The organism is Fuerstiella sp. (assembly GCA_022447225.1).
Taxonomy (GTDB): Bacteria; Planctomycetota; Planctomycetia; order Planctomycetales; family Planctomycetaceae; genus S139-18.
The window spans coordinates 260,643-286,697 of record JAKVAZ010000008.1; the positions used below are offsets into that span (position 1 = coordinate 260,643).

At 53.0% G+C, this 26,055-nt stretch carries 24 protein-coding genes and 1 tRNA gene; 18 read left to right on the forward strand and 7 right to left on the reverse strand.

What is annotated here, in order from left to right; all coding sequences use genetic code 11:
- The 8 genes from MK110_10300 to trpD all read left to right on the forward strand — a co-directional run.
- Positions 1 to 808: PDZ domain-containing protein (locus MK110_10300; GenBank protein ID MCH2211685.1), on the forward strand; the 808-nt coding region annotated here is incomplete at its 5' end.
- 792 nt (positions 809 to 1,600) lie between these two features.
- Positions 1,601 to 3,331 carry a chaperonin GroEL gene (gene groL / locus MK110_10305; GenBank protein ID MCH2211686.1) on the forward strand — a complete coding sequence of 577 codons (1,731 nt, stop codon included), beginning with the start codon at positions 1,601 to 1,603 and terminating at the stop codon, positions 3,329 to 3,331.
- Between the two features lie 123 nt (positions 3,332 to 3,454).
- Positions 3,455 to 3,742, forward strand: coding sequence for a co-chaperone GroES (groES, locus tag MK110_10310; protein MCH2211687.1), 288 nt, complete (start codon positions 3,455 to 3,457; stop codon positions 3,740 to 3,742).
- 128 nt (positions 3,743 to 3,870) lie between these two features.
- Positions 3,871 to 5,487, forward strand: coding sequence for a chaperonin GroEL (gene groL / locus MK110_10315; protein ID MCH2211688.1), 1,617 nt, complete (start codon positions 3,871 to 3,873; stop codon positions 5,485 to 5,487).
- Positions 5,488 to 5,668: 181 nt separating this feature from the next.
- Positions 5,669 to 6,808, forward strand: coding sequence for a molecular chaperone DnaJ (gene dnaJ / locus MK110_10320; GenBank protein MCH2211689.1), 1,140 nt, complete (start codon positions 5,669 to 5,671; stop codon positions 6,806 to 6,808).
- Positions 6,805 to 7,395: a nucleotide exchange factor GrpE gene (gene grpE, locus MK110_10325; protein MCH2211690.1), complete on the forward strand. Its 591-nt coding sequence runs from the start codon at positions 6,805 to 6,807 to the stop codon at positions 7,393 to 7,395. Before dnaJ ends, grpE begins: the two co-directional genes overlap by 4 nt.
- Positions 7,396 to 7,407: 12 nt before the next feature.
- Positions 7,408 to 7,713, forward strand: a complete 306-nt coding sequence (locus MK110_10330) for a zinc ribbon domain-containing protein (protein MCH2211691.1) — start codon at positions 7,408 to 7,410, stop codon at positions 7,711 to 7,713.
- A gap of 234 nt (positions 7,714 to 7,947) precedes the next feature.
- Positions 7,948 to 8,973, forward strand: coding sequence for an anthranilate phosphoribosyltransferase (trpD, locus tag MK110_10335; protein MCH2211692.1), 1,026 nt, complete (start codon positions 7,948 to 7,950; stop codon positions 8,971 to 8,973).
- A gap of 50 nt (positions 8,974 to 9,023) precedes the next feature.
- Here trpD and MK110_10340 read toward each other — a convergent pair whose 3' ends face one another.
- Positions 9,024 to 11,153, reverse strand: a complete 2,130-nt coding sequence (locus MK110_10340; GenBank protein ID MCH2211693.1) for a hypothetical protein — start codon at positions 11,151 to 11,153, stop codon at positions 9,024 to 9,026.
- A 2-nt stretch (positions 11,154 to 11,155) separates the two neighbouring features.
- Here MK110_10340 and MK110_10345 point away from each other — a divergent pair, with 2 nt between their 5' ends.
- Complete coding sequence (locus tag MK110_10345; GenBank protein MCH2211694.1) at positions 11,156 to 11,335, forward strand: hypothetical protein; 180 nt, start codon at positions 11,156 to 11,158, stop codon at positions 11,333 to 11,335.
- Positions 11,336 to 11,635: 300 nt separating this feature from the next.
- Here MK110_10345 and MK110_10350 read toward each other — a convergent pair whose 3' ends face one another.
- From MK110_10350 to MK110_10360, 3 genes are read right to left on the reverse strand one after another with little or no spacing between them, the layout of a single operon-like run.
- Entirely contained in the window at positions 11,636 to 12,853 is a 1,218-nt protein-coding gene (locus MK110_10350) for an amidohydrolase (GenBank protein MCH2211695.1), read from the reverse strand.
- Between the two features lie 57 nt (positions 12,854 to 12,910).
- On the reverse strand, positions 12,911 to 13,087 hold the full coding sequence (locus tag MK110_10355) for a hypothetical protein (GenBank protein ID MCH2211696.1): 177 nt from the start codon (positions 13,085 to 13,087) through the stop codon (positions 12,911 to 12,913).
- 50 nt (positions 13,088 to 13,137) lie between these two features.
- Entirely contained in the window at positions 13,138 to 14,745 is a 1,608-nt protein-coding gene (locus MK110_10360) for a sodium:solute symporter family protein (protein ID MCH2211697.1), read from the reverse strand.
- Between the two features lie 460 nt (positions 14,746 to 15,205).
- On the opposite strand from MK110_10360, the gene MK110_10365 reads away from it, so the two are divergent.
- Positions 15,206 to 16,414: a saccharopine dehydrogenase family protein gene (locus MK110_10365; GenBank protein ID MCH2211698.1), complete on the forward strand. Its 1,209-nt coding sequence runs from the start codon at positions 15,206 to 15,208 to the stop codon at positions 16,412 to 16,414.
- A gap of 118 nt (positions 16,415 to 16,532) precedes the next feature.
- Positions 16,533 to 17,696, forward strand: a complete 1,164-nt coding sequence (nspC, locus tag MK110_10370; GenBank protein MCH2211699.1) for a carboxynorspermidine decarboxylase — start codon at positions 16,533 to 16,535, stop codon at positions 17,694 to 17,696.
- A gap of 186 nt (positions 17,697 to 17,882) precedes the next feature.
- Here the strand turns inward: nspC and MK110_10375 are convergent, their stop codons facing one another.
- Positions 17,883 to 18,380, reverse strand: coding sequence for a hypothetical protein (locus MK110_10375; GenBank protein MCH2211700.1), 498 nt, complete (start codon positions 18,378 to 18,380; stop codon positions 17,883 to 17,885).
- 270 nt (positions 18,381 to 18,650) lie between these two features.
- Positions 18,651 to 18,743 (reverse strand) — tRNA-Sec (locus tag MK110_10380).
- 547 nt (positions 18,744 to 19,290) lie between these two features.
- Between MK110_10380 and MK110_10385 the strand changes: the two genes are divergently transcribed.
- Entirely contained in the window at positions 19,291 to 20,355 is a 1,065-nt protein-coding gene (locus MK110_10385) for a cobalamin-independent methionine synthase II family protein (GenBank protein MCH2211701.1), read from the forward strand.
- 270 nt (positions 20,356 to 20,625) lie between these two features.
- Positions 20,626 to 21,057 carry a hypothetical protein gene (locus MK110_10390; GenBank protein ID MCH2211702.1) on the forward strand — a complete coding sequence of 144 codons (432 nt, stop codon included), beginning with the start codon at positions 20,626 to 20,628 and terminating at the stop codon, positions 21,055 to 21,057.
- A 235-nt stretch (positions 21,058 to 21,292) separates the two neighbouring features.
- Here the strand turns inward: MK110_10390 and MK110_10395 are convergent, their stop codons facing one another.
- Positions 21,293 to 22,255 (reverse strand): fasciclin domain-containing protein, encoded by a 963-nt coding sequence (locus MK110_10395; protein MCH2211703.1) that lies wholly within the window; start codon positions 22,253 to 22,255, stop codon positions 21,293 to 21,295.
- 928 nt (positions 22,256 to 23,183) lie between these two features.
- On the opposite strand from MK110_10395, the gene MK110_10400 reads away from it, so the two are divergent.
- The 5 genes from MK110_10400 to MK110_10420 all read left to right on the forward strand — a co-directional run bounded on the left by MK110_10400 (position 23,184) and on the right by MK110_10420 (position 26,003).
- Positions 23,184 to 23,567, forward strand: coding sequence for a DUF2867 domain-containing protein (locus MK110_10400; GenBank protein ID MCH2211704.1), 384 nt, complete (start codon positions 23,184 to 23,186; stop codon positions 23,565 to 23,567).
- A gap of 81 nt (positions 23,568 to 23,648) precedes the next feature.
- Positions 23,649 to 24,449, forward strand: a complete 801-nt coding sequence (locus MK110_10405; protein ID MCH2211705.1) for a DUF3050 domain-containing protein — start codon at positions 23,649 to 23,651, stop codon at positions 24,447 to 24,449.
- Positions 24,450 to 24,557: 108 nt separating this feature from the next.
- Entirely contained in the window at positions 24,558 to 24,953 is a 396-nt protein-coding gene (locus MK110_10410) for a DUF393 domain-containing protein (protein ID MCH2211706.1), read from the forward strand.
- A 58-nt stretch (positions 24,954 to 25,011) separates the two neighbouring features.
- Complete coding sequence (locus MK110_10415; GenBank protein MCH2211707.1) at positions 25,012 to 25,170, forward strand: hypothetical protein; 159 nt, start codon at positions 25,012 to 25,014, stop codon at positions 25,168 to 25,170.
- Between the two features lie 329 nt (positions 25,171 to 25,499).
- Positions 25,500 to 26,003, forward strand: coding sequence for a tryptophan-rich sensory protein (locus MK110_10420; protein MCH2211708.1), 504 nt, complete (start codon positions 25,500 to 25,502; stop codon positions 26,001 to 26,003).
- Positions 26,004 to 26,055: the final 52 nt, after the last annotated feature.

Here is a 26,055-nt window from a genome sequence, read left to right on the forward strand (position 1 = left end):
ATTTCCCATCGGTAAACCCGCACCTCCTCGAGTGACTCTCCCGGGAAAATTTCCCATCGGTAAACCCGCACCTCCTCGAGTGACTCTCCCGGGAAAATTTCCCATCGGTAAACCCGCACCTCCTCGAGTGACTCTCCCGGGAAAATTTCCCATCGAATCGGGAAAACCAAATCGAGGACTGGAACAACTCAAAGATGTTCTCAGAGACCGAGTAGGTCCCAAACCGGATCTGACAAAGCAGGTAAACTGGAAGGAACTTCGTGGCAACCTGTCACGGATACGTAACCGCAGTTCATATCACACAAAACTTGGCCTGACGAATCGTTATCGACAGGCTCGCAATGCAGCGTTGATGCATTTGCCGCTAGGGGTACACGGCCAATGGTGGCTGGACTTTGTCGTCGGATACTGCTGGGACATTCACCACTGTCACTGGTGGGACTATTGTGTAACCCCAGGCTACTGGTCCTGCTGGACGCCTTGCCATTTTCGCGTGATCCATTGTCCGCCCAGGGCGGGAGTGGTTGCCACAAGCTGGTATTTTGGTATCGACTGCATTCTGATTCCCGATCTGTCTGCATACGGGATTCAGGAAATCGACGCCGGTTCCCCCGCAGAGGCCGTTGGGTTAGAAGTGGGTGACATGATCGTTGGAATCAACGGCAGTCCGATCAGCAGCGAGTTCGATCTTTCCGAAGCAATCGCGGTTTCGGGTGGACATTTGCAGCTGGACGTGATTCGAGAGGGAGCTGACACCTCTATCGAAATTCATGTGAATCTGGCGCGCCTTTTGGTCCAGTCCTATTGAGCGTTCCGGTGAAACTGTCCGGAACATCGACCGTTTCCCAGCTGCTGCGAGTAACTCGCAGCAGCTGTTTTTGTCTATCTGGTGAACTTGTCGTCTTTTTGTCCACATCACACACGAATGTTTCAATCGACTGCTGTCTGAACATCCTCGCTTATCTGGAAGTGAACTGGGTTACCCCGAATGAGTGAAAGCCGGCAGAACAGAACTTCAAACCGCGAACGGAGCACCCCGAGAAGTTACTCCCCCCCTGGATTTGTACTACTCTCGCCGCACGCCCCACACTGGTTGGCTTAGAGGATGCTGATCAGTGGAAGAAGGTCATCAAAGTGGTTCTGCTCCTCTGAAAATTCATCTGTGGCGGCGCCTCATATTGGCGAACCTGTACCTGCGGAATCGCCATAGAAACAGAATCTGAGTGGCGAACGAGAACAGACTGCCAATTCGACACCTGGCCCGACTGCGCATGCCGAACCCCACTGAAAATTAAGACACAACACGTTTTAAATAAAGGACTTACAACATCCTTTTCATGCCCGGCACGCTGTTTGCTGTTTGCACGCGAGAAGAGCCCATCACTGCCATCTCGAGTCAGAGTGTGTCCGAGAGTCCGGTAGGGAGAAGTTCCTGTCGAGCCGTCGATGTCCGATTTTTCATGGCTCAGCGGGAAATTCGTGATCGCAAATCGATCCGTAACCGGAAAGCGTCATTGCAGAGAAGCGGGTTCGCTGACAGCAGTTTTACAGTTCGGTGACCGAAGCCAGATATTGGCGGATGACTCGTTGAGGAGTAACTGTGGCTAAAATTTTAACATTCGACGAAGACGCCAGCAGAGGACTGTTGTCCGGCGTTGCAAAACTATCACAGGCAGTCAGCAGTACATTAGGGCCTCGCGGCCGGAACGCAGTGCTCGACAAAGGCTGGGGAGCACCAAAAGTCACAAAAGACGGTGTAACGGTAGCTGAGGACATCGAACTGGAAGACCCGTTTGAAAATGTCGGAGTGCAGCTGGTTAAGGAAGCAGCATCAAAAACAAACGATGTTGCTGGCGATGGCACGACGACTGCAACAATTCTGGCCCATGCCATTTACAAGGCAGGACTGAAGTACATTGCAGCCGGAACCGATGCGATGGCCCTGAGCCGCGGTGCACAAAAAGCCGTGGATGCGGTCGTTGAGGAACTGGGTCGCATGTCAAAAAACGTGAAGGCGAATGACAAAGATCAAATCGCCCGCGTAGCGTCGATTGCCGGCAATAATGATCCGGAAATCGGTGAAATCCTGGCCGACGCGTTGCTCAAAGTGGGCAAAGACGGCGTGATCACGGTCGACGAAGGTCGCAATGTCAACACAGAAGTGGACCTGGTCGAAGGGATGCAGTTCGACCGTGGATATCTTTCACCGCACTTTGTGACGGACCAGGACGCTCAGGAAGTCGTCTTGGAGAACTGCCGTATTCTGATTCATGAGGAAAAAATTTCCAATGCCCGTCAGCTGGTGCCGGTACTGGAAGCCGTGTCGAAAGACGGTGCTCCTCTGCTGATCATCGCCGAAGATATCGAAGGCGAAGCACTGGCAACTTTGGTTGTTAATAAGATGCGCGGCATTCTCAACGTGGCTGCTGTGAAAGCCCCGGGATACGGTGACCGTCGTAAGGCCCAGCTGGAAGACATTGCCGTCCTGACCGGCGGAAAAGCGTTCTTCAAAGATCTGGGAATCAAACTGGAGAATATCGAACTTGCGGATCTGGGACGGGCAAAGCAGATTCGTATCGATGCCGACAAGACAGTCATTGTCGAAGGCGGTGGCAAAAAAGGCGGGATCAGCGGACGAGCCGAACAGATTCGTCGCGAAATCGAAGTCACTGACAGTGAGTACGATCGCGAAAAGCTTCAGGAACGTCTGGCGAAACTGGCCGGTGGTGTGGCTCAGATCAAAGTTGGTGCGGCAACCGAAACCGAAATGAAGGAACGTAAGGATCTCACGGACGATGCGTTGTCGGCCACGCGAGCCGCTATTGAAGAAGGTATTGTGCCGGGTGGCGGGGTTGCACTTCTGCGTTCGGCAAAGGCCTTGGATGACCTGAAACTTAAGGGCGATGCGGCATTGGGTGTTGACCTTGTCCGCGACGTACTTGAAATGCCATTGCGAATGATCGCAGAAAACGCAGGCCTCCAGGGATCCGTGGTCGCTAACCGTGTTCGCAAAGAAAGAAAAGCGTCTGCGGGTTACGATGCATTGCATGATCGTTACGGTGACATGTTCGGTTTTGGCGTTGTTGATCCAACCAAAGTGGTTCGGTCGTCACTGCAGAATGCATTTAGTGTGGCGTCGTTACTGCTGACCACGGACTGTATCGTTGTTGACGAACCGGTCGAAGAGACCGACGATCACCACCACGATGACCATCACCATGACATGGGAGGTGGCATGGGTGGTATGGGAGGCGGAATGCCGGGTATGGGAGGCGGAATGCCGGGTATGGGAGGCATGCCGGGCATGGGAGGCATGCCGGGTATGATGTAACCTGCAGCGGCCCTCGGTATCTTCGATACTGAAACATCAGTACCGGTCACTTTGATTACAACTGAGTTCGAATTCTCACCAGGCCACAATCAATCATTTAATGGAATCGCTACGGAGTCAATCATGAAAATCAATCCACTTGACGATCGCGTTGTTGTGCGTACCAACGAAGCTGAAGAAACGACTGCCGGCGGAATCGTGCTGCCGGATGCCGCCAAGGAAAAACCTCAGCGAGGCACGATTGTGGCGGTTGGCCCCGGTCGTCTGCTGGACAGTGGCGAACGTGCATCTCTGAGCATCAATGTCGGAGACGAGATCCTGTTTGGAAAGTACGGCGGAACGGATATCGAAATCGATGGGCAAGAAGTCAAGATCCTTCGCGAGAGTGATATCCTCGCAAAGGTGTTGTAAAAGTTTCCGGCGGTTCTGATTCACTGGCTGTCACATGATTCGGGCAGCATTTTTTAGAATTCCTACTACCTCACAGCAACAAACACCGGCAGGAACAATCACGCTGGTGTGCTGCAGGAGCATTCACCGTGGCAAAGCAAATATTGTTTGACGATCAGGCACGTCTCAAACTGAAGCAAGGTGTCGATACTCTGGGTCAGGCCGTCGCAGTGACAATGGGGCCGACAGGTCGCAATGTCATCATCGACAAGAGCTTTGGCAATCCTGTTGTGACTAAGGATGGTGTCACAGTCAGCAAAGAGGTGGAACTTGACGATCCGTTTGAGCATATGGGTGCCAAGCTGGTTAATGAGGTAGCCAGCAAAACCAGTGATCTGGCGGGCGATGGCACGACCACGGCGACTGTGCTGGCACGTTCGATCTACCAGGAAGGCCTGCGCAGCATCTCGATGGGCGCCAACCCTACAGTCGTTCGACGTGGTATCGAAAAAGCTGTGGCCGCAGCTTTAAAGGCCGTTGAAAAACTGGCTCGCCCGGTTGAATCCAAGGAACAGGTTGCTCAGGTTGGTGCCATCTCCGCAAATAACGACCGTAAAATCGGAGATCTGATCGCTGACGCAATGGAACGCGTTGGTCGTGACGGTGTGATTACTGTTGAAGAGGGAAAAGCCAACGAAACGACCCTGGAATTCTCTGAAGGTATGGAGTTTGACAAGGGCTATATTTCTCCTTACTTCGTGACCGAAGCGGAAGGAATGAAGGCGGTTTTGGAAGACTGCCTGATTCTGCTGTTCGAAAAGAAAATCTCCAACCTGCGAGATCTGGTACCACTACTCGAAAAAGCAGCACAATCCGGTAAGCCACTGCTGGTTGTAGCAGAAGACGTCGACAGCGAAGCTCTGACCGGTCTGGTTGTGAATAAGCTGCGGGGAGTCCTGAAGATTTGTGCTGTGAAGGCGCCAGGTTTTGGTGATCGCCGCCGAGCAATGCTTGGTGACATGGCTGTTTTGACGGGCGGTACACTGATCTCGGAAGACCTTGGCATCAAGCTCGATACGGTTGAACTGAGCCAGTTGGGTTCTGCCCGGCGCGTCGAAGTCGGCAAAGACAGTTGCATTATTATCGAAGGTGGCGGAAGCAGTGATGAAATCGCTGCCCGAGTCAAACAAATTCGAGACCACATCGAGAAGACTGACAGCGATTACGACCGGGAAAAATTTCAGGAACGACTGGCGAAACTTACCGGCGGCGTAGCTGTGATTTCCGTAGGGGCTTCGACTGAAGCAGAAATGAAGCAGACCAAGGCTCGGATGGAAGATGCTTTGCATGCGACGCGTGCAGCAGTCGAAGAAGGTATCCTTCCCGGTGGTGGCGTTGCGTTGCTGCGTGCTGTGAAAGAAGTCAATAAAGTTGAAGCTGAAGGTGATGAAGCCATTGGAGTACGCATACTCGCGAAAGCGATTATGTCACCCTTGGAACAGATTGCTGACAATTGTGGCGAAGATGGTGCAGTGATCGTCGATGAAGTCAATCAGCTGAAGGGACCAAACGGCTACGACGCGTCTCAGGGTGAGTTTGTGGATATGCTGGCGTCCGGAATTCTGGATCCGGCCAAAGTGGTCCGCAGTGCGCTTTCCCACGCCGCATCAATTGCTGGATTAATGCTGACCACGCAGGTTTTGGTTACCAAAACTGATGATGCGGACGGCAAAAAACAGCCAACCGTGGAAGGTGCCGTTCGATAACGAACAGCTTCGTGGTGCAGGGAATCCGTCTGAAATTTCATACTCACCGGCGACTCGTCTGCAGGAACAATGTCATCCGCAAGGACGAATTTTGAAACGACCACGGGACACCAGATTTTGGTGTCCCGTTTTTCTTGCCTGTGACTTTTGGTGCCGCCGCTGTTGGCCGGGAATTTGAAAAATGCCGACACAACGCGACTACTATGAAGTACTGGGAGTCGCACGCAGCGCGACGGCAAGCGAAATCAAAAAAGCCTATCGAACCATTGCTCTGAAGAATCATCCGGACCGCAATCCAGGTGACGAAACAGCCATTGAACGCTTCAAGGAAGCCTCTGAAGCCTTCGACGTTCTGGGCGATGAAGATAAAAGGTCACGCTATGACCAGTTTGGTCACGCCGGTGTTTCCGGATCCCGTGGAGGAGGTACCGGTTTCCAGGATGTCGGTGATATTTTCAGTGCATTCGGAGACATCTTTGAGAATTTTGGATTTGGTGGCAGTGGAGGAGGACGTACACGGGGAGGACGTCGCGGATCTTCGTTACAGGCAACGGCTCAAATCGATTTGACCGAAGCTGCGGCCGGCTGTACTCGTGAGCTTCATATTTCCCGGCATGAACCGTGCGATACGTGTAATGGGTCCGGTGCACGGCCAGGCAGCCAGCCTGTCACCTGCTCCACCTGCGGTGGCCACGGACAGGTGATTCAGGCTCAGGGACTGTTCCGTGTGCAGACCACCTGTCCCGCCTGTCGAGGTGAAGGAAAAACAGTCTCCAGCCCGTGCGTTGACTGCAGCGGCAACGGTCGCACCATGAAGGAAGTCGTGCGAGAAGTCAAAATCCCTGCGGGGATTGACAACGGAATGCAGCTCTGCCTGCGAAGCGAAGGTGAAGCCGGTGCCAAAGGTGGTGCTCGAGGTGATCTGTATGTTGACGTGGAAGTTCGTCCACATCCGTTGTTCGAACGAGACGGAATGGATTTAAAATGTCGGGTTCCGGTAACGTATTCCCAGGCCGTTCTGGGAACAGAGCTGGAAATTCCGACGCTCACCGGACGAAAGGATTTTACTCTGCCTGCAGGAACACAACCTGGCAGCGTGACCCGTCTGCGGGGAAAAGGGATGCCGGATCCGCGGAATGGACATCAGGTTGGCGACCTGCTGGTTGAAATTCAGGTGGAAGTACCGCGAAAGACCGGTGGAAGACAGGAGGAACTGCTCAGAGAACTGGCCGAACTTGAGGCGGTGGACGTGATGCCGGAGCAAAAATCATTTTTCGGTCAGTTGAAGGAATTTTTCGGTGGCGGTGAAGAGGAACAATGACAGAAGAAACCAAAAATGAGCCGGAATTGCCGGAAGACGATGTCCCTGCAGCTGAGGCATCGGAAACGAGTGAACCTGCTGCTGAACCGGTGAATCCGGATGACCTGCGGTTACAGATCGAGAAACTTCAGGATCAGCTGCTCAGAGGACAGGCGGAACTGGAAAATTTTCGACGAAGGTCTCATCGCGAAGCAGATGAAGCCCGCAAATACCAGTCCCTGCCGATGGTACGTGACCTGCTGCCGGCACTGGACAATCTGGAACGGGCCATCCATGCGGCGGAGCAGACCGGTGATGTTGGAACTCTGCTGGAAGGGATCCGCATGGTGTCTCAACAGCTGTTCGACACACTGAAGGGACATGCAATTCAGCCAATCACTGCCGAAGGCGAGCAGTTCGATCCAAATCTCCATGCAGCGTTGAGCCAGGTACCAACTGACGAGCATCCGCCAATGACCGTGATTCAGGTGGTTGAATCCGGGTATCTCATGCATGATCGCATCGTACGACCCGCAAAAGTCATTGTCAGCTGCGCCCTTCCTGAAACGGAGTCAGACGCAACTCCCGCAGCAGATGCAGAAGAATAATAGGAGACAGACATGCCCACTTATGAATATCGCTGTAAATCGTGTGCGCACGAATGGGAAGAATTCCAGTCGATCAAAGCAAAACCGTTACGCAAGTGTCCGGAGTGTGGAAAGCTTAAGGCTGAACGAATCATCAGTGCCGGCGGTGGAATCATTTTCAAAGGTTCGGGATTCTATCAGACAGATTACCGCAGTGACTCATGGAAGAAGGGCGAAAAAGCGGACAAAAAGTCACAGGACTCGTCATCATCAGGTGACAGTAAATCGTCCGGCGACTCGAAATCGTCTGGTACAAAAACAGACAGTTCTTCCGATTAATTGATATCGACTGCCTCCGTTTTCGTGTCCTCTCGGAGGAAAGAACACGCTGCGGGCCTCCCTGTTGTTTACGTTTCCTGAAACCTCGTGCCTGTTCTCATCAGGCCATCGGAGATAGAGTGTTCTGACTGCAGGGAATCATTCGTCTTCGTGTGTTTTCTGCAACTGTCGACTGAAGTTCTCAGCACACTCCCTGTCTCCCGCCAGAGACGAACCTGATCGAGCAGACTGATCATGCATCCGACGTTACAACCGGCCGTTAAACAGCTGATTGACAAACAGGACTTGTCGGCAAATGAGATGAGGGACTGTGTCGGAGCGATCATGGATGGTGAGTGCGACGCAATTGATGTGTCATCGCTGCTCACAGCAATTTCCTGTAAAGGCCCTTCAGCGATTGAAATCGTAGGAGCGGCACAGGCCATGAGGGACCGGGCTTCCCGAATCGCGACGCAACGAAAACCTCTTCTGGATACGTGTGGCACCGGTGGCGATCAGCTGCACACATTCAATATTAGTACGGCCACGGCCATCGTGGCTGCCGCCTGTGACATTTCCGTTGCCAAGCATGGAAACCGCAGCGTCTCCAGCAGCAGTGGATCAGCCGACGTATTGGAAGCCCTGGACGTAAACATCCAGCTGACGCCGGAACAGGCTGCCAAATGTCTGGATGAGGTGGGTATTGCGTTTTGTTTTGCACCGTTGGTTCACGGAGCGATGAAACACGCGGCTCCGATTCGCAAAGCACTCGGTTTCCCTACCATTTTCAACCTGCTGGGTCCGCTCACCAATCCTGCCGGCGCAGAGTATCAACTGCTGGGTGCCAGTCGCATCGAACGAGCAAAACTACTCTCCGGCGCACTTAGCGAACTGGGGACACGCCGGGCACTGGTCGTCTGTGGCAATGATGAACTGGATGAAGTATGTCTGTGGGGACCGACAACCGTCTTTGAGGTCCATGCCGGACAGGTGAAACACAGTCAATGGACACCGGATGATTTTGGATTATCCACATGTGATGTCCGTTCACTGCGCGTGGATTCTGCTCAGGAAAGTGCAGAATTCGTTCGACTGGCGTTGGCCGGACAGGATTCTCCGGCAACCCGAATCGTAACGGCCAATGCTGCGGCCGCACTTTTGGCAGCAGAACGTTTTCAGGATCTCCGGCAGGCTGTGGGACACGTACAGGCTGTGCTGAACAGCGGTGCGGCAACTGAAAAACTTTCTGAACTTGCCGAATGGACTCGGATGCACCGGTAGCAGTTACGGGGAAACGGTCCAGCTGGCTCAACAGTTGTGCACGCACGCCCTTATGAAAGCAGCGGCGCAAACCGACTTTCGAAGACAGTTCCAAATTTTCCCGAGAGGATGATTGTTCCGGAAGCTGTATGATCTGTCCATTGACCGCCGCTGATGATGCAGTCGTCGATGACTATCCCGCTCATGCGCTCCGTTTTGAAATCATCGTTCGCTTTCCACAACACTTCCGATTCCGGTGCACTGGTAAGCAGCAGGACTCGACGTCTGCCGTCTCGCGTCAATACGGCCAACCACAGCTCGGTCATTTCGACTCCGTTACACAACGATGAGGGTTCAAGCTCGATGTCATGGTAGATTCCGGAAACCTGTTCCTCAGATTCCATCAGCCGCAGCAGCTGACGTGCCGGAACCGGCACCTTGCGAGACATGGATACGTCGGGCAGTGTCCGTTTTCCCAGTTGCTGCATCCAGGCATTTGCGATCTGTTGCCGGGTTTCCTCAGCCCCCTGTCGAAAATATCGACCTGTTTCCATCAGTAATGATTCGACTGCGGCGTCCGGGAGTGGAACTCGAACACAGCAATCGATCAAATCATCCAAAAACTCGGATGTCATCGGATCACTCGGATCGAGTTCGGGCGGTTCAAACACAGAGACATCGTCAGTCCTCAGTTCGCTGCACAGTGACGATGCCTCATCGGGGCTCAAACGACTGTAGAGTCGGCTGGACTGAATCGTGTCCAGCGTCTTCTGCTGTTCCAGTCCTCCGATATCTGTCAGGAACATATAAACAGCTCGTAACACGGCTCGCAGGCTGACCGACGGGTCGGGCGTGAACGTGACTGACGCCGGACTCAGTCTTATATCAAGGTGGTCCTCAACACTCGTCCGCCATCGTTCAACGTCTGCATCGCAGGCTCCGTGAATGTGTTTCTGAAAAAACTGTTCCAGTCGACCGGCAATATTTTCCCGCTCGTCACGCGTCAGAACCGTCGGGTCGGTCACCCGCAGGCCGGACGCTTTGTGTTCGGCGAGGCAGCGGTAAAGGTATATGCGATCGTACTCACTGCGCAGCGGCAGTGATGTAATCTCCCGCAGACCTGCCTGCAGGCTGTCACGTGACGGCGGAAACCGGTGGTGCAGTTCTGTGAGTTCAGCTCCATAGGCCCAGGCAGGGTCACGCTGACGAAGACCCGGACCGTACACAGCAGCCACTTCATTTCCAATCAGCCGCACGGCATCGCTGAAGAAGGCAACAGCGCGCTGATCGACGTAGTTTTCGATCAATTTCTTTGAACCACGACGTCCGAGTTCGGATGCCACCCACCACGCTCCCAATGTCAAAGGACTGGCTCCTGCAGCAATTCGGCCGGCATAAATTCCTCGACCAAGCCGCGTCATCCATGGAGACACGGTTTGCCAGGCTCCCCAGGCCGTCACGGCTTTGCGGACATAGTTGTAGAGCTCAGAAATCGTATAGTGCTGCACGTCCAATGGAAGCTGTTCCACAAGGACCAGTGCCTGAAGACACGTGCGACTGGCAGCACGTGCCAGCTGATCGAAACTGGTTTCCATGACCGGGTGAGCGCTGTCCGGTGAGTAAACACGGGCAACCCGCTGAATGATGTCAAAGACTTCCTCCCGGATCATGGACAAATTCAACTGATCCTCTGAGCGATACCCGTCGGCGCGAATCTTTTCGTAAATCCGAGCTGCCTCCGTTTCCAGAATACGATTGACTTCGCGGTCTTTTTCAGACAACTCCGGATCTAAGACGTCATTCGAAGTTTCAGGAGAATCGTTAGCCGGATACTCAAGAAATTCCCGGTATCGCAGCAGACGATCGTTCAACTGCTGCCGCTGCAGGTCCAGTTGCCGCCCCTGGTCTTCCAGTGACTGACACGCCTGTTCACGCCAGGCTTCAAACGTTGCCCGATCATCATTGTGCGAAGGTGAAACGACCGCTGCCACATTCCCGCCCGGATCCTTTCCTGTCTCGTCCGGAACGATTCTGATCGGATCGCGTCCGCCCACAACAAGACTCACCAGTGGAATCATCGAACCCACTGTGATAATTATCTGGCTGAACCCGGAAGCGGTGGACATCAATGTGGCGAGGATCACCGTCACAGTGGCAATGAAACTCAATCCGAAAGCGATCAGGCGTTGTCGGGATTCCATGGATGATAACTACCGTTTTTCGGCAGCATCTCGCGAACGATGTTGCCGAACAGGAGGAGTGGCTGCGGACGGGGCGGAAGATTGTGAACACAAGCAGTCACCGGATCAAAGCCCGTCAGCTGACAAACGGTCGTCAGGATCTCTTTGGAACCCTGCGGCCATTCATAAGCATAGCCGGCTGAGGCTGCAGTTGCGCCACCACGCGCCCCTCACGGAGACCGGCCTGGCAAACCGGCCACAATAAGCGCACGACGGTATTCACTGCTCAGTCATAACAGCGGTTCATCGATCCTCCCGGGGTGGTTCGGATCGTCTGTTTAAGCCGCAGAAACCTGATCAGATTCAGAACAGTTCCTAACCGGGCCGCAGAAAGTTATTACCGAGAGGCATCACCGACGCCATTCCGGCAGGAATAACTAAATCCGTCGTCCATTGCGAATACGACACCACGTCTCGTAACGACTATGCCCGCTGCGGTGTATTTAAGGTGGCGAATTTTCGCTGTCTGGTTGTTTTTGTTCAGTCAGTGAAAAATGCACACCGGGAATCAGCCGGGCGGCGTTCCGGTAATACACATTCTTCAGAACTTCGTCAGGCAGACCGATTCCATAAATGTTCCACATGCCCTGCGGAGGAAACGGATTGTCTTCGTAGGGAAAATATTCATCCCATGTTTCGAGGAATCTCCAGTGCGGGATCAGTTCTGATATCGGCGGCACTCCGTCTGTGCCGAACAGAATTCGGTCCGCGTATTCCAGAAAGAAGCGACGCGCGGTGTAGGGCTGGCGACCAAGTTCGGCAACACGTGCAGCGATCTCAACATTCATATTCGGATAACGATCGAGATAGCGGCCCAGCTTCTGAAGGTCCTCGGGTATGTCCGCCATATGGGCACAGATGAACGTCGTTCCTGGATGTCGGGCGATCACTCGATTGCGAGCATCGATCAGTTCCTGATGACTCGGAAAGTCGTTCCCGTGAAAACTCCACTCCAGGTGTCGATGCAGTTCCTCCCAACGTTCGTTCTTTTCCGAAATCGGTCGAAAAAACGCCACAGGGTCAGCGCAATGCCATAACACAGGTATCTTTAACTCACCCGCCCGCTGCCACACCGGATCGAACCGCCGATCATCCGGGCGGTACAAACGACCGCTCGGATCGCGGAGGGAAAGACCAAGATCCTTGAGCAGCTTCAAACCCGATGCTCCCTGTCGCACAGCCTCAGTCAGACGATCCGCCATCCGGCTGCCATAGGCAGGCTCGTGTACCTGCCACGTTTCCGGGTTTTGGGCCTCGCCATCACCAATGTAGTCCATACGTACGAACACAATGAACCGACCGGGATGTCGGGACGTGAGATTCTGATGATGTTCGGAAAATGCAGCACCGGCCCGTCCGTCGAGGCTGACACTTACAGCAATATTGGACTGATCCATCACACGGACCATCTCATCAATTTGCGTTTCAGACAGTCGACCGGGGTGTGAATGCACATTAACGCAGGGAAACCTGGCCCGTTTCTGCAGGTGCCGGAATGTTCTAAGTTCCGACACGGGCCGGAATTCATCCAGATAGATGCGTCGCGGCACCGGTGGATTCTCAGGATCACTGCCACAGGTTGCACGAACAGAAACACCAATTGCCAAAGCGAACAATATCAATCGAGTCACGGGATAATCGGGAAAACAATGATTGGCCATGTGTACCTGTCTCTTGGTTCGTTACCGATAAACTGCCAGTCCTTCCGCCGGTACTGATCACTCCGGCTTCGTGACATCGCAGTCACCGGAATCAGCGTTTCCACTGGTTTCCTCCAGGTACGACAGCAGTCTGCGGATATCGTGAGCTCCGTTGATGACGATCAATACAGACATGACTGCGAATGCCAGCAGCAGCCCGACAAAAACGATCTGCCAGATCAGGGGCCAGTTCATAACAACACTTTCTATGACAGAGACCTGTCCATCGAATCAAAAGAATCTCATTAATCAGCAGCATCGAACGTCGGGCGGGCAGAAACAGTATTGGCCTGTTCGGGCCGAATCAAAGAACCAACAACTGTCAGGACAATCGCAGTCGCAACAGTCATCAAACCAATTTGAGGACTGGTCAGGCGTTCAACCCATTCACCCGATTCCAGCTGATATTTCAGTCCGACAGTAATTTGGACCGGTTCCAGGGCAAAAAGCATAAGCAAACCGGACAGGAGCCCCAGCAACGCTCCAAAACTGCTGGCTCCCTTCCAGTAGATACCCATCATCAAAACCACGAAAGCCCCGGTGAAGTAAATCCCGCCCGTGACCGCCATGTAGTCCCAAATATGCTCCCCGCCGGTATAGAACATTCCCCAGTACAACACGTATCCGCCCATCAGAACAATCAGGATTCGAGTCAGCCGGACACGAGATTCCGTAGTGAACGGACCTCGTTTCAGAGGAGCAACGATGTCCTGAGTAATCACCGAACTCCATGTCAGAAAATACGAATCATGAGTCGACATAAACGCCGCAATCATTCCGGCTGTCACAATTCCAATGACAACCGTCGGCAACAGTCGCCCCAGGAACACGGGCATCGCGTACAGATTCTCCAACTCGGGTTTGTCACCGGATTGCGCCAAAAACAGATCTTTCAGGTCAGCGCCCGCGGGAGAAGCGGTGATAAACACGAGGGCACAGATGCCCCAAAAGTATGGAATGATAAAACGCGCGGCGAACGACAATGATGACCAGCAATACTGGCGACGAACGGCACGTTCACTCTCCATCGCCAGAGCCCGGGCAACAGCCGTGGGCCAGACAGCACTCCCAACAAAACCGGTTGTCACAACCATCCAGAAAATATAGGACCAGCCGAAACCGGAGCCCTCCAGCGTAGGATCGAAACCGGCAGCACCAAGCTGTTCTTTAACCCCTGTGAAAATTTCGGACCAGCCCAGTGTCCGGATGGCCAGTACTGTTGTGAACAACAAACCTATCGACAGGACGACGAACTGAACGTAGTCAGTCAGAATCACTGAAATCATCCCGCCGAGCGTCGTGTAAATCAGAACCAGTCCCAGTAATGCAATCATCACCCAGCTGAGGGCAGCTCCCTCACTGGCCATTCCGGTCACACCAACGATAAACATGGATCCGGTTTTCAAAAACAATCCCATATTCAGGACGCCGGCCAGTACGAGGATCACACCACCGATGATCCGAATTTTTCTGTTGAACCTTTTCTCATAGAATTCCGGAATTGTCAGCACTTCCATACGACGGAGCGGGCCTACGATAAATCCGGTCAGCCCCACAAACAGAGTCCCGACTCCGGCGATGACACCAACATGAAATGCGGCAAACCCGCCTGTAAAACCTTTTTGTGCTGAATACATCACCGTAACAAGGCCGAGTTCGGTTCCCGTCATCGTCGCCACGCCAAGCCATGTGCCGACTCTGCGTCCTGCACCGATATAGTTCTCCATCGAACCTGCATATCGTTTTACCATCAGACCAATGCCCAGAGACACCAGCAGATAGATAACAACGATGACAGTGTCGATCGTTCCGAAGTTAGTCCGTGCCAGAGCCTGGCTTGCTTCCTCAGTCATGGAATACGCTTCTTTCGTCGATCCCGGTTCACTGTTTCAACGACACGGTGCGATTTCAACGACACGGTGCGATACTTCGTGATTGACGCACAACTGGCGGCAACATGCCGGTCGCATCGTGCAGACAACATTCTTTGAGTCACATGTCCGGTTTGCCCGGCCAGGGTTATCCGTTACCCCGTTATCACCAGTGAACTTATCCGACTGTCCACAGGTAACCGTGCGGCTTGCAGAGTTCACGGCGGAATCCCGCATCCGAGTGGGTGGTGGGTTGTGATTTGCAATCATCGTGCTCACAGTTTCCGGTTCAGCTAGAAATTCAGTGCAAAACACGGCGACGTCGGTTGATTGCCACGCGCGGAAAATTTTCTTATCAGGCTGACAGCTTCGATGCAAACATTCAAAATATGGACAGGTTGACTCCGTGTGACACAGACTCCGGCAACCTGAGAAGACGATTATGGGCAAACGGGTGTTAATCATTGGCGCGGGGGGCGTCGGACAGGTGGTTGTCAGTAAGTGCAGCCAGGCAACTGATGTTTTTTCGGAAATTTGCCTCGCCAGTCGCACAAAATCGAAGTGCGATGAAATTGCAGAAAAACTTCACCGCCCGATCCGCACCGAACAGATCGATGCCGACAATATTGCTGAAACGGTTGAGTTGATGCAACGGGTCCATCCCGACGTACTGATTAATGTCGCGCTGCCGTATCAGGATCTGAACCTGATGGAAGCGTGCCTGGCCGCCGGAGTGGATTACCTGGATACGGCCTGTTACGAACCACGCGATGAAGCAAGATTCAGCTACGAATATCAGTGGCCGTACCACGAGCAATTTGAGAACAAAGGTTTGATGGCTCTGCTGGGAAGCGGCTTTGATCCTGGTGTGACCAACGTCTACTGCGCCTACGCCCGAAAACACCTGTTCGATGAGATTCACCACATCGACATCATCGATGCCAATGCCGGAGAGCACGGCCTGCCGTTCGCAACCAATTTTAACCCGGAAATCAATATTCGTGAAATTTCAGCTACTGGCCGCTACTGGGAACAGGAATGGAAGGAGACCGATCCACTGGCCGTGCATCAGTCTTTTGAGTTTCCGGATCCGGCGATTGGTACGAAAGAAATCTATCTGCTGTACCACGAAGAAATGGAGTCTCTCGTCCGGCACATGCAGGGGCTGAAACGTATCCGCTTCTGGATGACGTTTTCCGACTCGTATCTCACGCACCTGCAGGTACTGGAAAACGTCGGTATGACGGGAATCGAACCGGTTGATTTTCAGGGAGAAAAAATCGTCCCTCTTGAATTCCTCAGGACGCTGCTGCCGGATCCGGCCGGTCTGGGACCTCGCACAAAGGGCAAAACGTGTATTGGCTGCGTGTTTGACGGAACCAAAAACGGAAAACAGAAACAGATCTATCTCTACAACGTCTGCGATCACCAACAGTGTTACGGCGAAGTGGGCTCGCAGGCAATTTCGTTCACGACGGGAGTCCCGGCCATGATTGGCGCGAAACTGATGGTAACAGACGTGTGGAAACAACCGGGAGTCTGGAACATGGAACAATTGAATCCTGACCCGTTCATGGAGGATCTCAATCAGTACGGACTGCCCTGGCAGGTAATCGAAGGTAAACCATTCTTCGATCAGTTACCTCGTTAGTACTGCGTCACAGTAAACATATTCCTGTTGAATCAGATTTGTGCACCGACCGGGCGAAAAGGGCCCGCAACACGACGGTTCACATGGTCACAGAAACAGCCCCGTTAGACTGGTGGACATGGACGAAACTGCATTGATTGACCTTTGCCGGCGGGATGAACTGCCGACACCAGCCTATCTGATTCATCTGGGGTTGCTGGAAAACAATCTCAGAATTCTGGACTCAGTCCGGCAGAGCTGCGGGGCGAGAATTATTCTGGCTTTGAAGGGCTTCGCCATGTTTTCCGTGTTTCCGCAACTTCGCCGATTCCTGCAGGGCACAGCGGCAAGTTCGGTACACGAAGCCCGGCTTGGTCTGCAAGAATTCGGCGGTGAGCTTCACTGCTACAGTGTCGCCTACACCGAACAGGAGATCTCCTGGCTTTCCAAAGTCGCGACACACATCACCGTCAACAGCCTCAGTCAGTGGGACCGCTTTCGGTCGGTAGCAACCGGGCCGGCAAACCAGGCTTCATACGGATTGCGAATTAACCCGGAATATTCTGAGGTGACAACGGAACTCTATGACGCGTGCCGACCAGGAACACGTTTGGGGATCACCGCCGAAAAACTGCAGAACGCCAATCTGGAAGGAATCGAGGGGCTGCACTTTCACACTTTGTGCGAACAGGATTCAGGAACACTCGCCCGAACACTGGAAAAAGTAGAACAGAATTTTGGAAACGCGCTGCGGCACATCAGGTGGCTGAACATGGGTGGCGGCCACCACATTTCCCGAGACGACTACGACATCAACCTGCTGTGCGATTGTGTATCGCGAATGCGTGAAACCTATGACGTGCGTGTGTATCTGGAACCAGGTGAAGCGGTCGTGTTAAACACCGGTTTTTTGATCGCAACAGTTCTGGATCGCTTTCGCAGCAGCGACACAGAGGTCGCTATACTGGATACGTCAGCAACAGCCCATATGCCTGATGTCCTGGAAATGCCCTACAGACCAACAGTTCTTGGGGCGGGGTCCCCGGGCGAACGACAGCATACGATTCAGCTGGGTGGATTGACCTGTCTGGCAGGCGATGTCATCGGTGAGTACTCCTTCGACGAAAATTTGAAACCCGGTGACCGACTGGTATTCACCGACATGGCCCATTACACAATGGTTAAGAACACCACGTTCAACGGAGTGCCGCTGCCAGTGATTGCGTACTACGATCCGCATACAGACAGGATCAACGTCACACGCAAATTCACATACGAAGACTACCGGAACCGTTTATCCTGAATCTGCCCCGTAATCGTCGGCGTTTTGCAGTCCGAATTTTGTCAGACGATCGATTCTACAGCGGTCAGTAAAATCCCGGCGTTCACGGTTTCGGCAACAGCAAGAAGCGACAATCCGTCGGATCTTCCCTGGGTAGTTCAGCGCCCGCGATGCGGTGTCCGTTCGCCAGCCGCCATGTTTCAAGCATCAATGCTGACGGTTAATTGACTCAAGGATTCGCTGCAAAATTCGCAGTGAGGTTTCCGCGAACCCAACAAAGGCGATCAGAAACATTCCGAAGCAGGCCAGTCCCAGACCGGAAACCACGTTAAGAATCAATACCGAGTGCCGTGAGCCTCCCAGTCCATATACCAGAACCATTCCCAGTGGCACGGCAAATACCAGCAGCATGCCGAGTCCTCCGGCAATACCAAGAACGGACGGCAGCACTAACGGCCCGGTAACGTGTTTCTCAGCCGGAGGGATTTCGATGTCCGGCAATTTGGACTCACTGCCATCTTCCGGCATCACAAAAAACTCGGACGAGTCCCAGCGCTGGGTCTTGGGACTACCGATGGTTTCGATTTGGGAACCTTCCGGAATCTGCTCCGATTCAAATGCAAGTTTCAGAGCATCAAACGTCTGTGGCTTCGATTTTCGCCCATCCGGCAAAACGACACAGTATCGAACGGTCTGGTCAACCACGATAACCCCTTTCGTCCGGAACAGGAAAGCACAGCACACCCTATGACGGATCACGTCAGTTGGCAATCCCGGAACTGATTCAGCAGCGTATGGAACGATCCACGTTCGAACGGACAGCGGGAACATGAAGCCATTTGCTGCGGGCTGCTCAGGCAGACGCGGCTGAACGGATGGGACGACTGTTCACTGACACTAACACTGAGGTGGTTGATGTCACAACGGAATCTGGCGGCGAATGGAAAACAGCTGACGTGACGTAAAGTCAAAGAGCGGAAGCGGATGGGAATCGAACCCACCAGACCAGGCAAGCTGATCTCACCGGTTTTGAAGACCGGGACGGACACCAGTACCGCAAACGCTTCCGAGTGACCACATCATCAGACAATGAAATTAACTCATCAACACATCAACATTTACTGCGCAGCAGACTCTTTTTGCCTCCAATGGAGGTGTCCTGACAGGTTGAACCCGGTGGACACGGTATTGCGACTCGATTCAGAAGCAGAAACACAGCTCCAAGCTTACCGATGACTGAGCACCTGTCCAGCATGCACTCAACAAAAGCGCAGGGGAACGAACACAGATCGATAGTCGTTACACACAACTGCCGCCGCAGCGGTTACCGCTGTTCCAAGGCCTGTGGTCAACAAATGGACAGCATGATGCTTCATCGTTAGTCTGCTTAAACCAGTCAGACTCGGCGAAAAAAACGTCCACACATCGAAGGTTGTGTGGTGTATGACCAGAGAACCTGGGTGCGGACAATCGACGTTGCTGCTGTTATCTCAAGCACTCCTCGAGCGTTTTCTGCGCGGACATTTTCAGCCGATGCAAGCGTGCCCGTAAGGAAACGGGCTGGCCGGAATGGTTGTATTTTTCGCTGTCCTGTTTTTTTGCTGAGCACAAAATGATGGCAGACACACTTTTTCCGACAACCGTTATCGGCAGCCTGCCTCGACCTGAGTGGATACGGGAAATCATCCTGGACCGCAAAGACGAAACAATCTCCGAAGACGAAACGAACCGACTGCTGGACCCGGCCGTGGAATCCGTGATGCGACTGCAGGAACGTTCGGGTCTGGATGAAATCACGGACGGTGAATGGCGTCGGGAAAGTTATGTCAAAGTTTTTGCGCAACGTGTCAGGGGCTTCAAACCGGACTTAATCGACATCCGGCAGATGTTGTATCCCGCGGTGGTCGAACCCATCGAATACTACCGCCCTCTCGTCCTGGAAGAGGCTGCGTTTGCCCGTACGAAAACTGAATGCCGTCTGAAAGTAACATTGCCCGCCCCGTATATCATTGGCAGACGGATGTGGCATGCGGACCATTCAAAACAGGCATATCCCGTGCCGGAACGGCTGATGGAAGATTGCGTTCCCATACTCCGACGCGAAATTGAAAACCTCATCCAAAACGGAATCAATACCATACAACTCGACGAACCGTGGCTCAGTACCCTTGTGGACCCCAGGTTTCGTGAACGTGAGGGTCTGACAGATGTTCAATACGAGATGGATCTGTGCGTCGATCTGATCAATCAGGTGCTGGATGGCTTCACGTCCATCAACACAGGTATGCACCTGTGCCATGCACACTTCAATTACACACACGGCACTGAAGGTCCCTATGATCTCATCATGCCTGCTCTGGCAAAAATACGGGTTGGCACCATCTCAATGGAGTACGCCACTCCCGTTGCGGGAGGAATGGAATCCCTGGCACAATTCCCCGACGGACCGCGACTGGGTTTGGGCTGTATCGATCACTGCGACCGGAAGATCGAAACACCGGACGTGGTTATGGAACGTGTCGAAGAAGCAATGCAATACGTAGACAAGGAACGCATCACCCTGCACCCCGACTGCGGGTTCTCGCCTTCCGTGCAGAATCCAATGGACCTGGACCAGGCCTATTTGAAACTGAAATCAATGTGTCAGGCCGCACACACCCTGAGAAAAAAACATGGCTGATAACCCGGAAAACGGCTGAACAAACAACGGTCGATGACATGAATCACGCCCTAACCGGCCGGAATCACACTGGCCTGAAGGTCCGGGAACACTGAACGACAACGACTTCAGATGACCATAGTTTTTACATAACAGACGGCTGCTGAAAGGTTTTGGACATGACTCAGCAGCCGATGTGCCGCAAGATGCGAAGCCCGCAACGGTATCTAAAACTTGTGAAGTACAAAGGACTGACAAACGCCGCACGACGACCCGGTCAATGAACCGTCTATGAAATTCATTCTGCTCATCCATGTGTTCGCCACCCTGTTTATGACGGGACTGATCTGGTTCGTACAGATCGTGCATTACCCCTTGTTTGCCAATATTCGATCTGACGAATTCAAGACGTACGAAAAGCGGCACCAGTATTTAACGACATGGGTTGTCGGCCCGGCAATGCTGGTCGAACTGGCAACGGCATTGCTGTTGCTCAAGTATCTGCCGGTAGAATGCGGGACTCTGGCATGGATCGGCGCCGCACTCGTGGCTGTCCTTTGGCTTTCGACAGCAACTTTATCTGTGCCGGCACACAACGCACTGACGGTGGAATATTCAACAGTGACGCATAACAAACTTGTTGCCACCAACTGGATTCGCACGATGACATGGACGGTGCGAGCAATTCTGGTGCTGATCATTACCTATCGAACGATGAACTGAACAGCGTTGTGCCACCAGGAATCATTTCACCAGTTCCGTTGCCCTGCTTCGTCATAGTCATACACAGCAACATGATAACATCCGGTACTGCCACCCAAGTCGCAAGCACGACGACCAGCCGAAAAGTCAGTCAACTCCTGACGTTTCCGATCAGGACTTGACTGACACCAACGTAAACATGGGCGACCGAAAACTTTCGGTGGCCCACACCGAGTCGCTCATCGCCGGGTAACAGCTAGGGGAGCATGACTCTATCGATGACATGAATTGCCCCATTGCTGGTCTCAATGTCTGTCGCCACCACGTTGGCCCTGTCGATCATAACACCCGCATCACTCACAGTGACACGCGCGGACTTGCCGTTCACCGTCTTTGCACAGCAGATTTGCACGAGGTCACTGGCCAGCACTTTTCCAGGTACGACGTGGTATGTCAAAATCGCAGCCAGCTGGTCCTTATTTTCCGGCTTGAGAAGGCTCGAAATGGTTCCGTCAGGAAGTTTCGCGAAAGCGTCGTCGGTTGGTGCGAATACCGTGAACGGTCCTTCGCCCTTCAGCGTATCGACCAGGCCTGCGGCTTTCACAGCGGCAACAAGCGTGTTGAACCCCCCGGCCTCAACAGCGGTATCGACGGTGTCTTTATCGGCTGGCAGAATCACACGATCGATCACATGAATCACCCCGTTGCCGGTTTCAATGTCGGCCTTCACTACATTCGCACCGTCGACACTCACCCTGTGATCTTTCACTGTAATATCAACCTGCTGACCCTGCACAGTCTTTACGCCGGTCAGCTTCACGATATCGGCGGCCTTCACGCTTCCTGACACCACGTGGTACGTCAGAATATCCTGGAGTTTGGCCTTGTTCTCAGACTTCAGCAGACTTGCGAGCGTTCCTTTGGGAAGTCTGGCGAAGGCTTCATCGGTTGGAGCGAATACCGTGAACGGGCCGGGGCCTTTCAGGGTTTCCACCATCCCGGCGGCTTTTACAGCGGCAACCAGTGTCTTGAATGAGCCCGCTTCAACGGCGGTATCAACAATATCCGGCCTGGCTGCTGCGTGCGCCGCCCGAATGTACGTACCTGGGCACGGTTGGCGGATCTTTCTCGATAGAATCACGGTTCCTTTGCATCTGTCTCCGGCGACTGCAGTGGAAGCAAACATTGCCACAACGATGAGTGTGATTAGTTTGTTCATGGTTCTGACTCCGGTCCGTTAAACAAAAAGGTTGAGTTAGCTGTTTATCAACGCATGGGTTGAGTATTGGCTGTTTATAGAAAGCCACTTTCAGTCGGCCACAACGAATGAAAAACTTTTTCTGCAACCTGTTTCGATCGACGTTTGGGTGTCCTGAACAAAATCGAACTTCTTCAATCATCCCTCAGTACGAGTCAATCACAGTGGGGCTGACGACTCGCCGATCTCATTGAGTGTCAGCAGAACCAAATTGAAAGATCAGCTTCACAATATGCTGTAGGATCTGCCACCGCGGAAATAACGGCGAATACACAACACCGGAACTGGGGAAGCCGATGACACGCCCAAGAGGGCGTCCGGACACGGGTGGCCCGTTTTCATCCGGACTAAATTTCATCTCAATTTTGATTCTACGCAGTGATCGTCTGGTCAAAACGATCGTTGAGTCTAGGAACTGAACAGTGAAGATGTGGTTCTGTAATCTTCAACTCAAATCGGGAGATCACAATCATGGAATCTCGTGATACAAAGACGTGACACGAACCGGCCATCCGTTTGTACGATCAGTTGACGGACCAAGGTGCTGAGATTGCGTACAACTTCGACGTCACCATTTCCGGAACACCGACTCGGGTACAAGACATGCTCACTGGAAGGTAAACGGGGGCATACGCGTGACTGCCTGTAAGGGAGCCTCTTCGTCATGACAGGTCGACTGCTATCCCTCACTGCAGACCTTACGATTGACGTTGGTAACCGACATGTTCACGTTCGTGGCGATGAAACAGCATTGTTGTCGAAGTACCGTCTATTGCGATTGCCTTCGCAAGGATACTTGATCCGGGAAAACCCAGTTCGATTCCATTCAACATATCGGTGTTAAACGGGCTGGTACTGCGGTAACTTGCTACGACAGTTTGGCGGATTGATGGACATTCCGGCCGGCAGACCGGGACGGCAACCCGGACGTTACCATCCGGTGGACCTGAACGTCAGCGACACTCCGGATCGCTGGAACGTGGAAATCATCGATGCCCCACGAACACTGCGTTTACCGGCCGAGATGAAACTTCCTGGTCGGGCAGGGCTGCAGTTTGTCGTCACTCCCAGAGAAAGCAGCAGCGAAATTAATCAAACGGCTATGTTCGACCCAGTTGGTTTATTTAGGATTTGCTACTGGTATTCGATCTGTCCTCTGCACCAGTTCATCTTCTCTGGCATGCTGGCAACATCACAGAACCTGCCGCAAAGATCAGTCAGCATCCCGGTGTCGACAAATTTCAGAAGAAACCCTCTGCGGAACACTAAATGAGCGTTTGAGACACGAGGCGTCTCGCGGTTATCTCAGGACTCCGTTGCCTGCGCATTAATCCGTTAAGGAAACCCGGTTCCCATGAACTCCTGCCATTCATTGAACGAAAGAATCTCGCGACTGCGGCAGTGTTTGCTGCAGCATCCCGCTTATTCGCTGTTGACGTGTGAGAAAACATTGATCACCTTCATGGAGTTCCATGTCTTCGCCGTTTGGGACTTCATGAGTTTACTCAAGTCACTCCAGCGTGAATTAACATGTGTGTCCGTCCCGTGGACTCCACCAAAGAATCGCTCGGCCGCCAAACTAATTAACGAAATCGTCCTGGCCGAAGAATCGGACATGAGTGCCGAGGGAAACCCTGCCAGTCACTTCGAACTGTATCTGTCGGCGATGAGAGCGGCCAATGCCGACACCACCCGAATCGACACGCTCATCGGCACGATTCAGGGCGGTGGATTTTGGCGCGATGCTCTGTCCGTACCACCAACTCCGCCGAGCATTCGCAACTTCGTCGACTCAACCTTTGACATCATCGACAGCGGTGACCTGTGTGCAATCGCTGCGGCTTTCACATTCGGACGCGAGCAATTGCTGCCCGACGTGTTTGAGCAAATTGTTTCGCGGCTCAATTGCGAAAACGAAGGTCGATTTTCTTCCTTCGAGTACTACCTGCAGCGGCATATTCAGCTTGACGGCAATGAACATAGCCATATGGCAGAACAACTGATGGTCGAACTCTGCGGTGACGACAAACGGAATTGGAAATCTGCCGAAGACGCGGCGGAAAAGTCACTTAAGGCACGACTGCAACTGTGGAACGCAATTTCGGAACGCATTCAAGCTGATTCTTCGGAACGTCAGCTCACAGGACGATCGTAACAGGGTCATGGCCCCTGACCCAACGCGAACTGATACCCGGAAACGTTTCGTTGTCACTTTGAAAAGACGTTGCGCAGAATCTGAACATCATTTCCGAGGAAAATTTTCATGACTGACTTATTCGATATTGAGATGTTCTATGACGGCGATTGCCCCCTGTGCATGCGTGAGACTCGACTCCTTGGGCGTCTGGATCAACAGAACAGAATTCGTTTCACAAACATTGCCGCACCGGATTTTGTCGCAGCCGACTACGGCAAGTCGCACGATGAATTTATGGCCGAAATGCACGGACGCCTGATTGACGGCACCTGGGTATCAGGGGGCGAAGTCTTTCGGAGACTGTATTCTGCCGTTGGCCTGCGTCCGATTGTCTGGCTGACTCGGCTGCCGATCATCAGCCACCTGTTCGATCTGAGCTATGCGGTCTTCGCACGACATCGTCTGAGGCTGACAGGCCGTTGCAGGGACCAGTGCGAAGTTGTCCCACACTCAGCAAAGTAAGGGACTGTAAAACAGACCACCTTTGCTCCGTCACCCTTTTTGAACAGGGAAACAATTAGTGTCACCTGTTAATAATCAGATTATCGAAGAACTCAAATTCGCATACTGGATGGAAATTGAGACTGTAACCAACGACGTCGCTAACTCGATCTATCTCAACAGTGTCCAGGCGGAAGACATCAAAAAAACCCTGGAGGCCGACGTACAGGAAGAGTAAACGCACGCACAAACACTGGCTCGTCGCATCAAAACAATCGGCGGAAACATGCCCGGAAGGGCCAACTTCAAATCGACTCAGACTACACTTCAGCCGAACACCGACATCTCGGTCGTCGTTTTGCCTTATTCACAAGTTGATCGACACCTAAAACGGTGCGATTTCTCAGTGCAGCAGCTGATCAAGTTGTGAGATAAAGAGGGTTACATAACTCAGGACGTCTGCATTCAGTATTGTGCTGACTAAGAAGTGCACCGTCATAATTTCACGAGCTGTCTGACTGAGTAGCGGAGCCCGGCTTAACGTTCCGTTCAATCATGGTGATCACTATGACCAAAACCCGGACGGAAAACGCTACTGTCGGCTGCGGTGTGACTGCACGCTATCCATCACTCATCGTCTTCCTGATACTCTGCTTCAGTGCTGCCACCTTCGGTCGGTTATTTCCGCCGGATTCATGGTACGCATCGTTGAATCGCCCGGACTACGCTCCGCCGAACTGGGTGTTTGGTCCGGTCTGGACAGTGCTGTACCTGATGATCGCAGTCGCCGGTTGGCTGGTGTGGAAATCCAGCGTGTCGACCGGCAAACGTCTGACACTGACGATGTTTGGTATTCAGTTGCTTTTAAACGCCGTGTGGTCAGTAATTTTCTTCGGCTGGCACCAGCCCGGCTGGGCACTCTTGGAGATAGGCGTGCTGTGGCTGACGATTGCAACCACGATACTGTCCTTTAAACGACATTCGTCCCCGGCAGCAGTGTTGCTGTTCCCGTATTTAGCGTGGGTGAGTTTTGCCGCAATTTTGAATTATGGATTTTGGTCCCTGAATTAGCTACCCGACCCGGCCAAAGATAACCAAAGCTGTGGGAAACCGAACAAGCCCC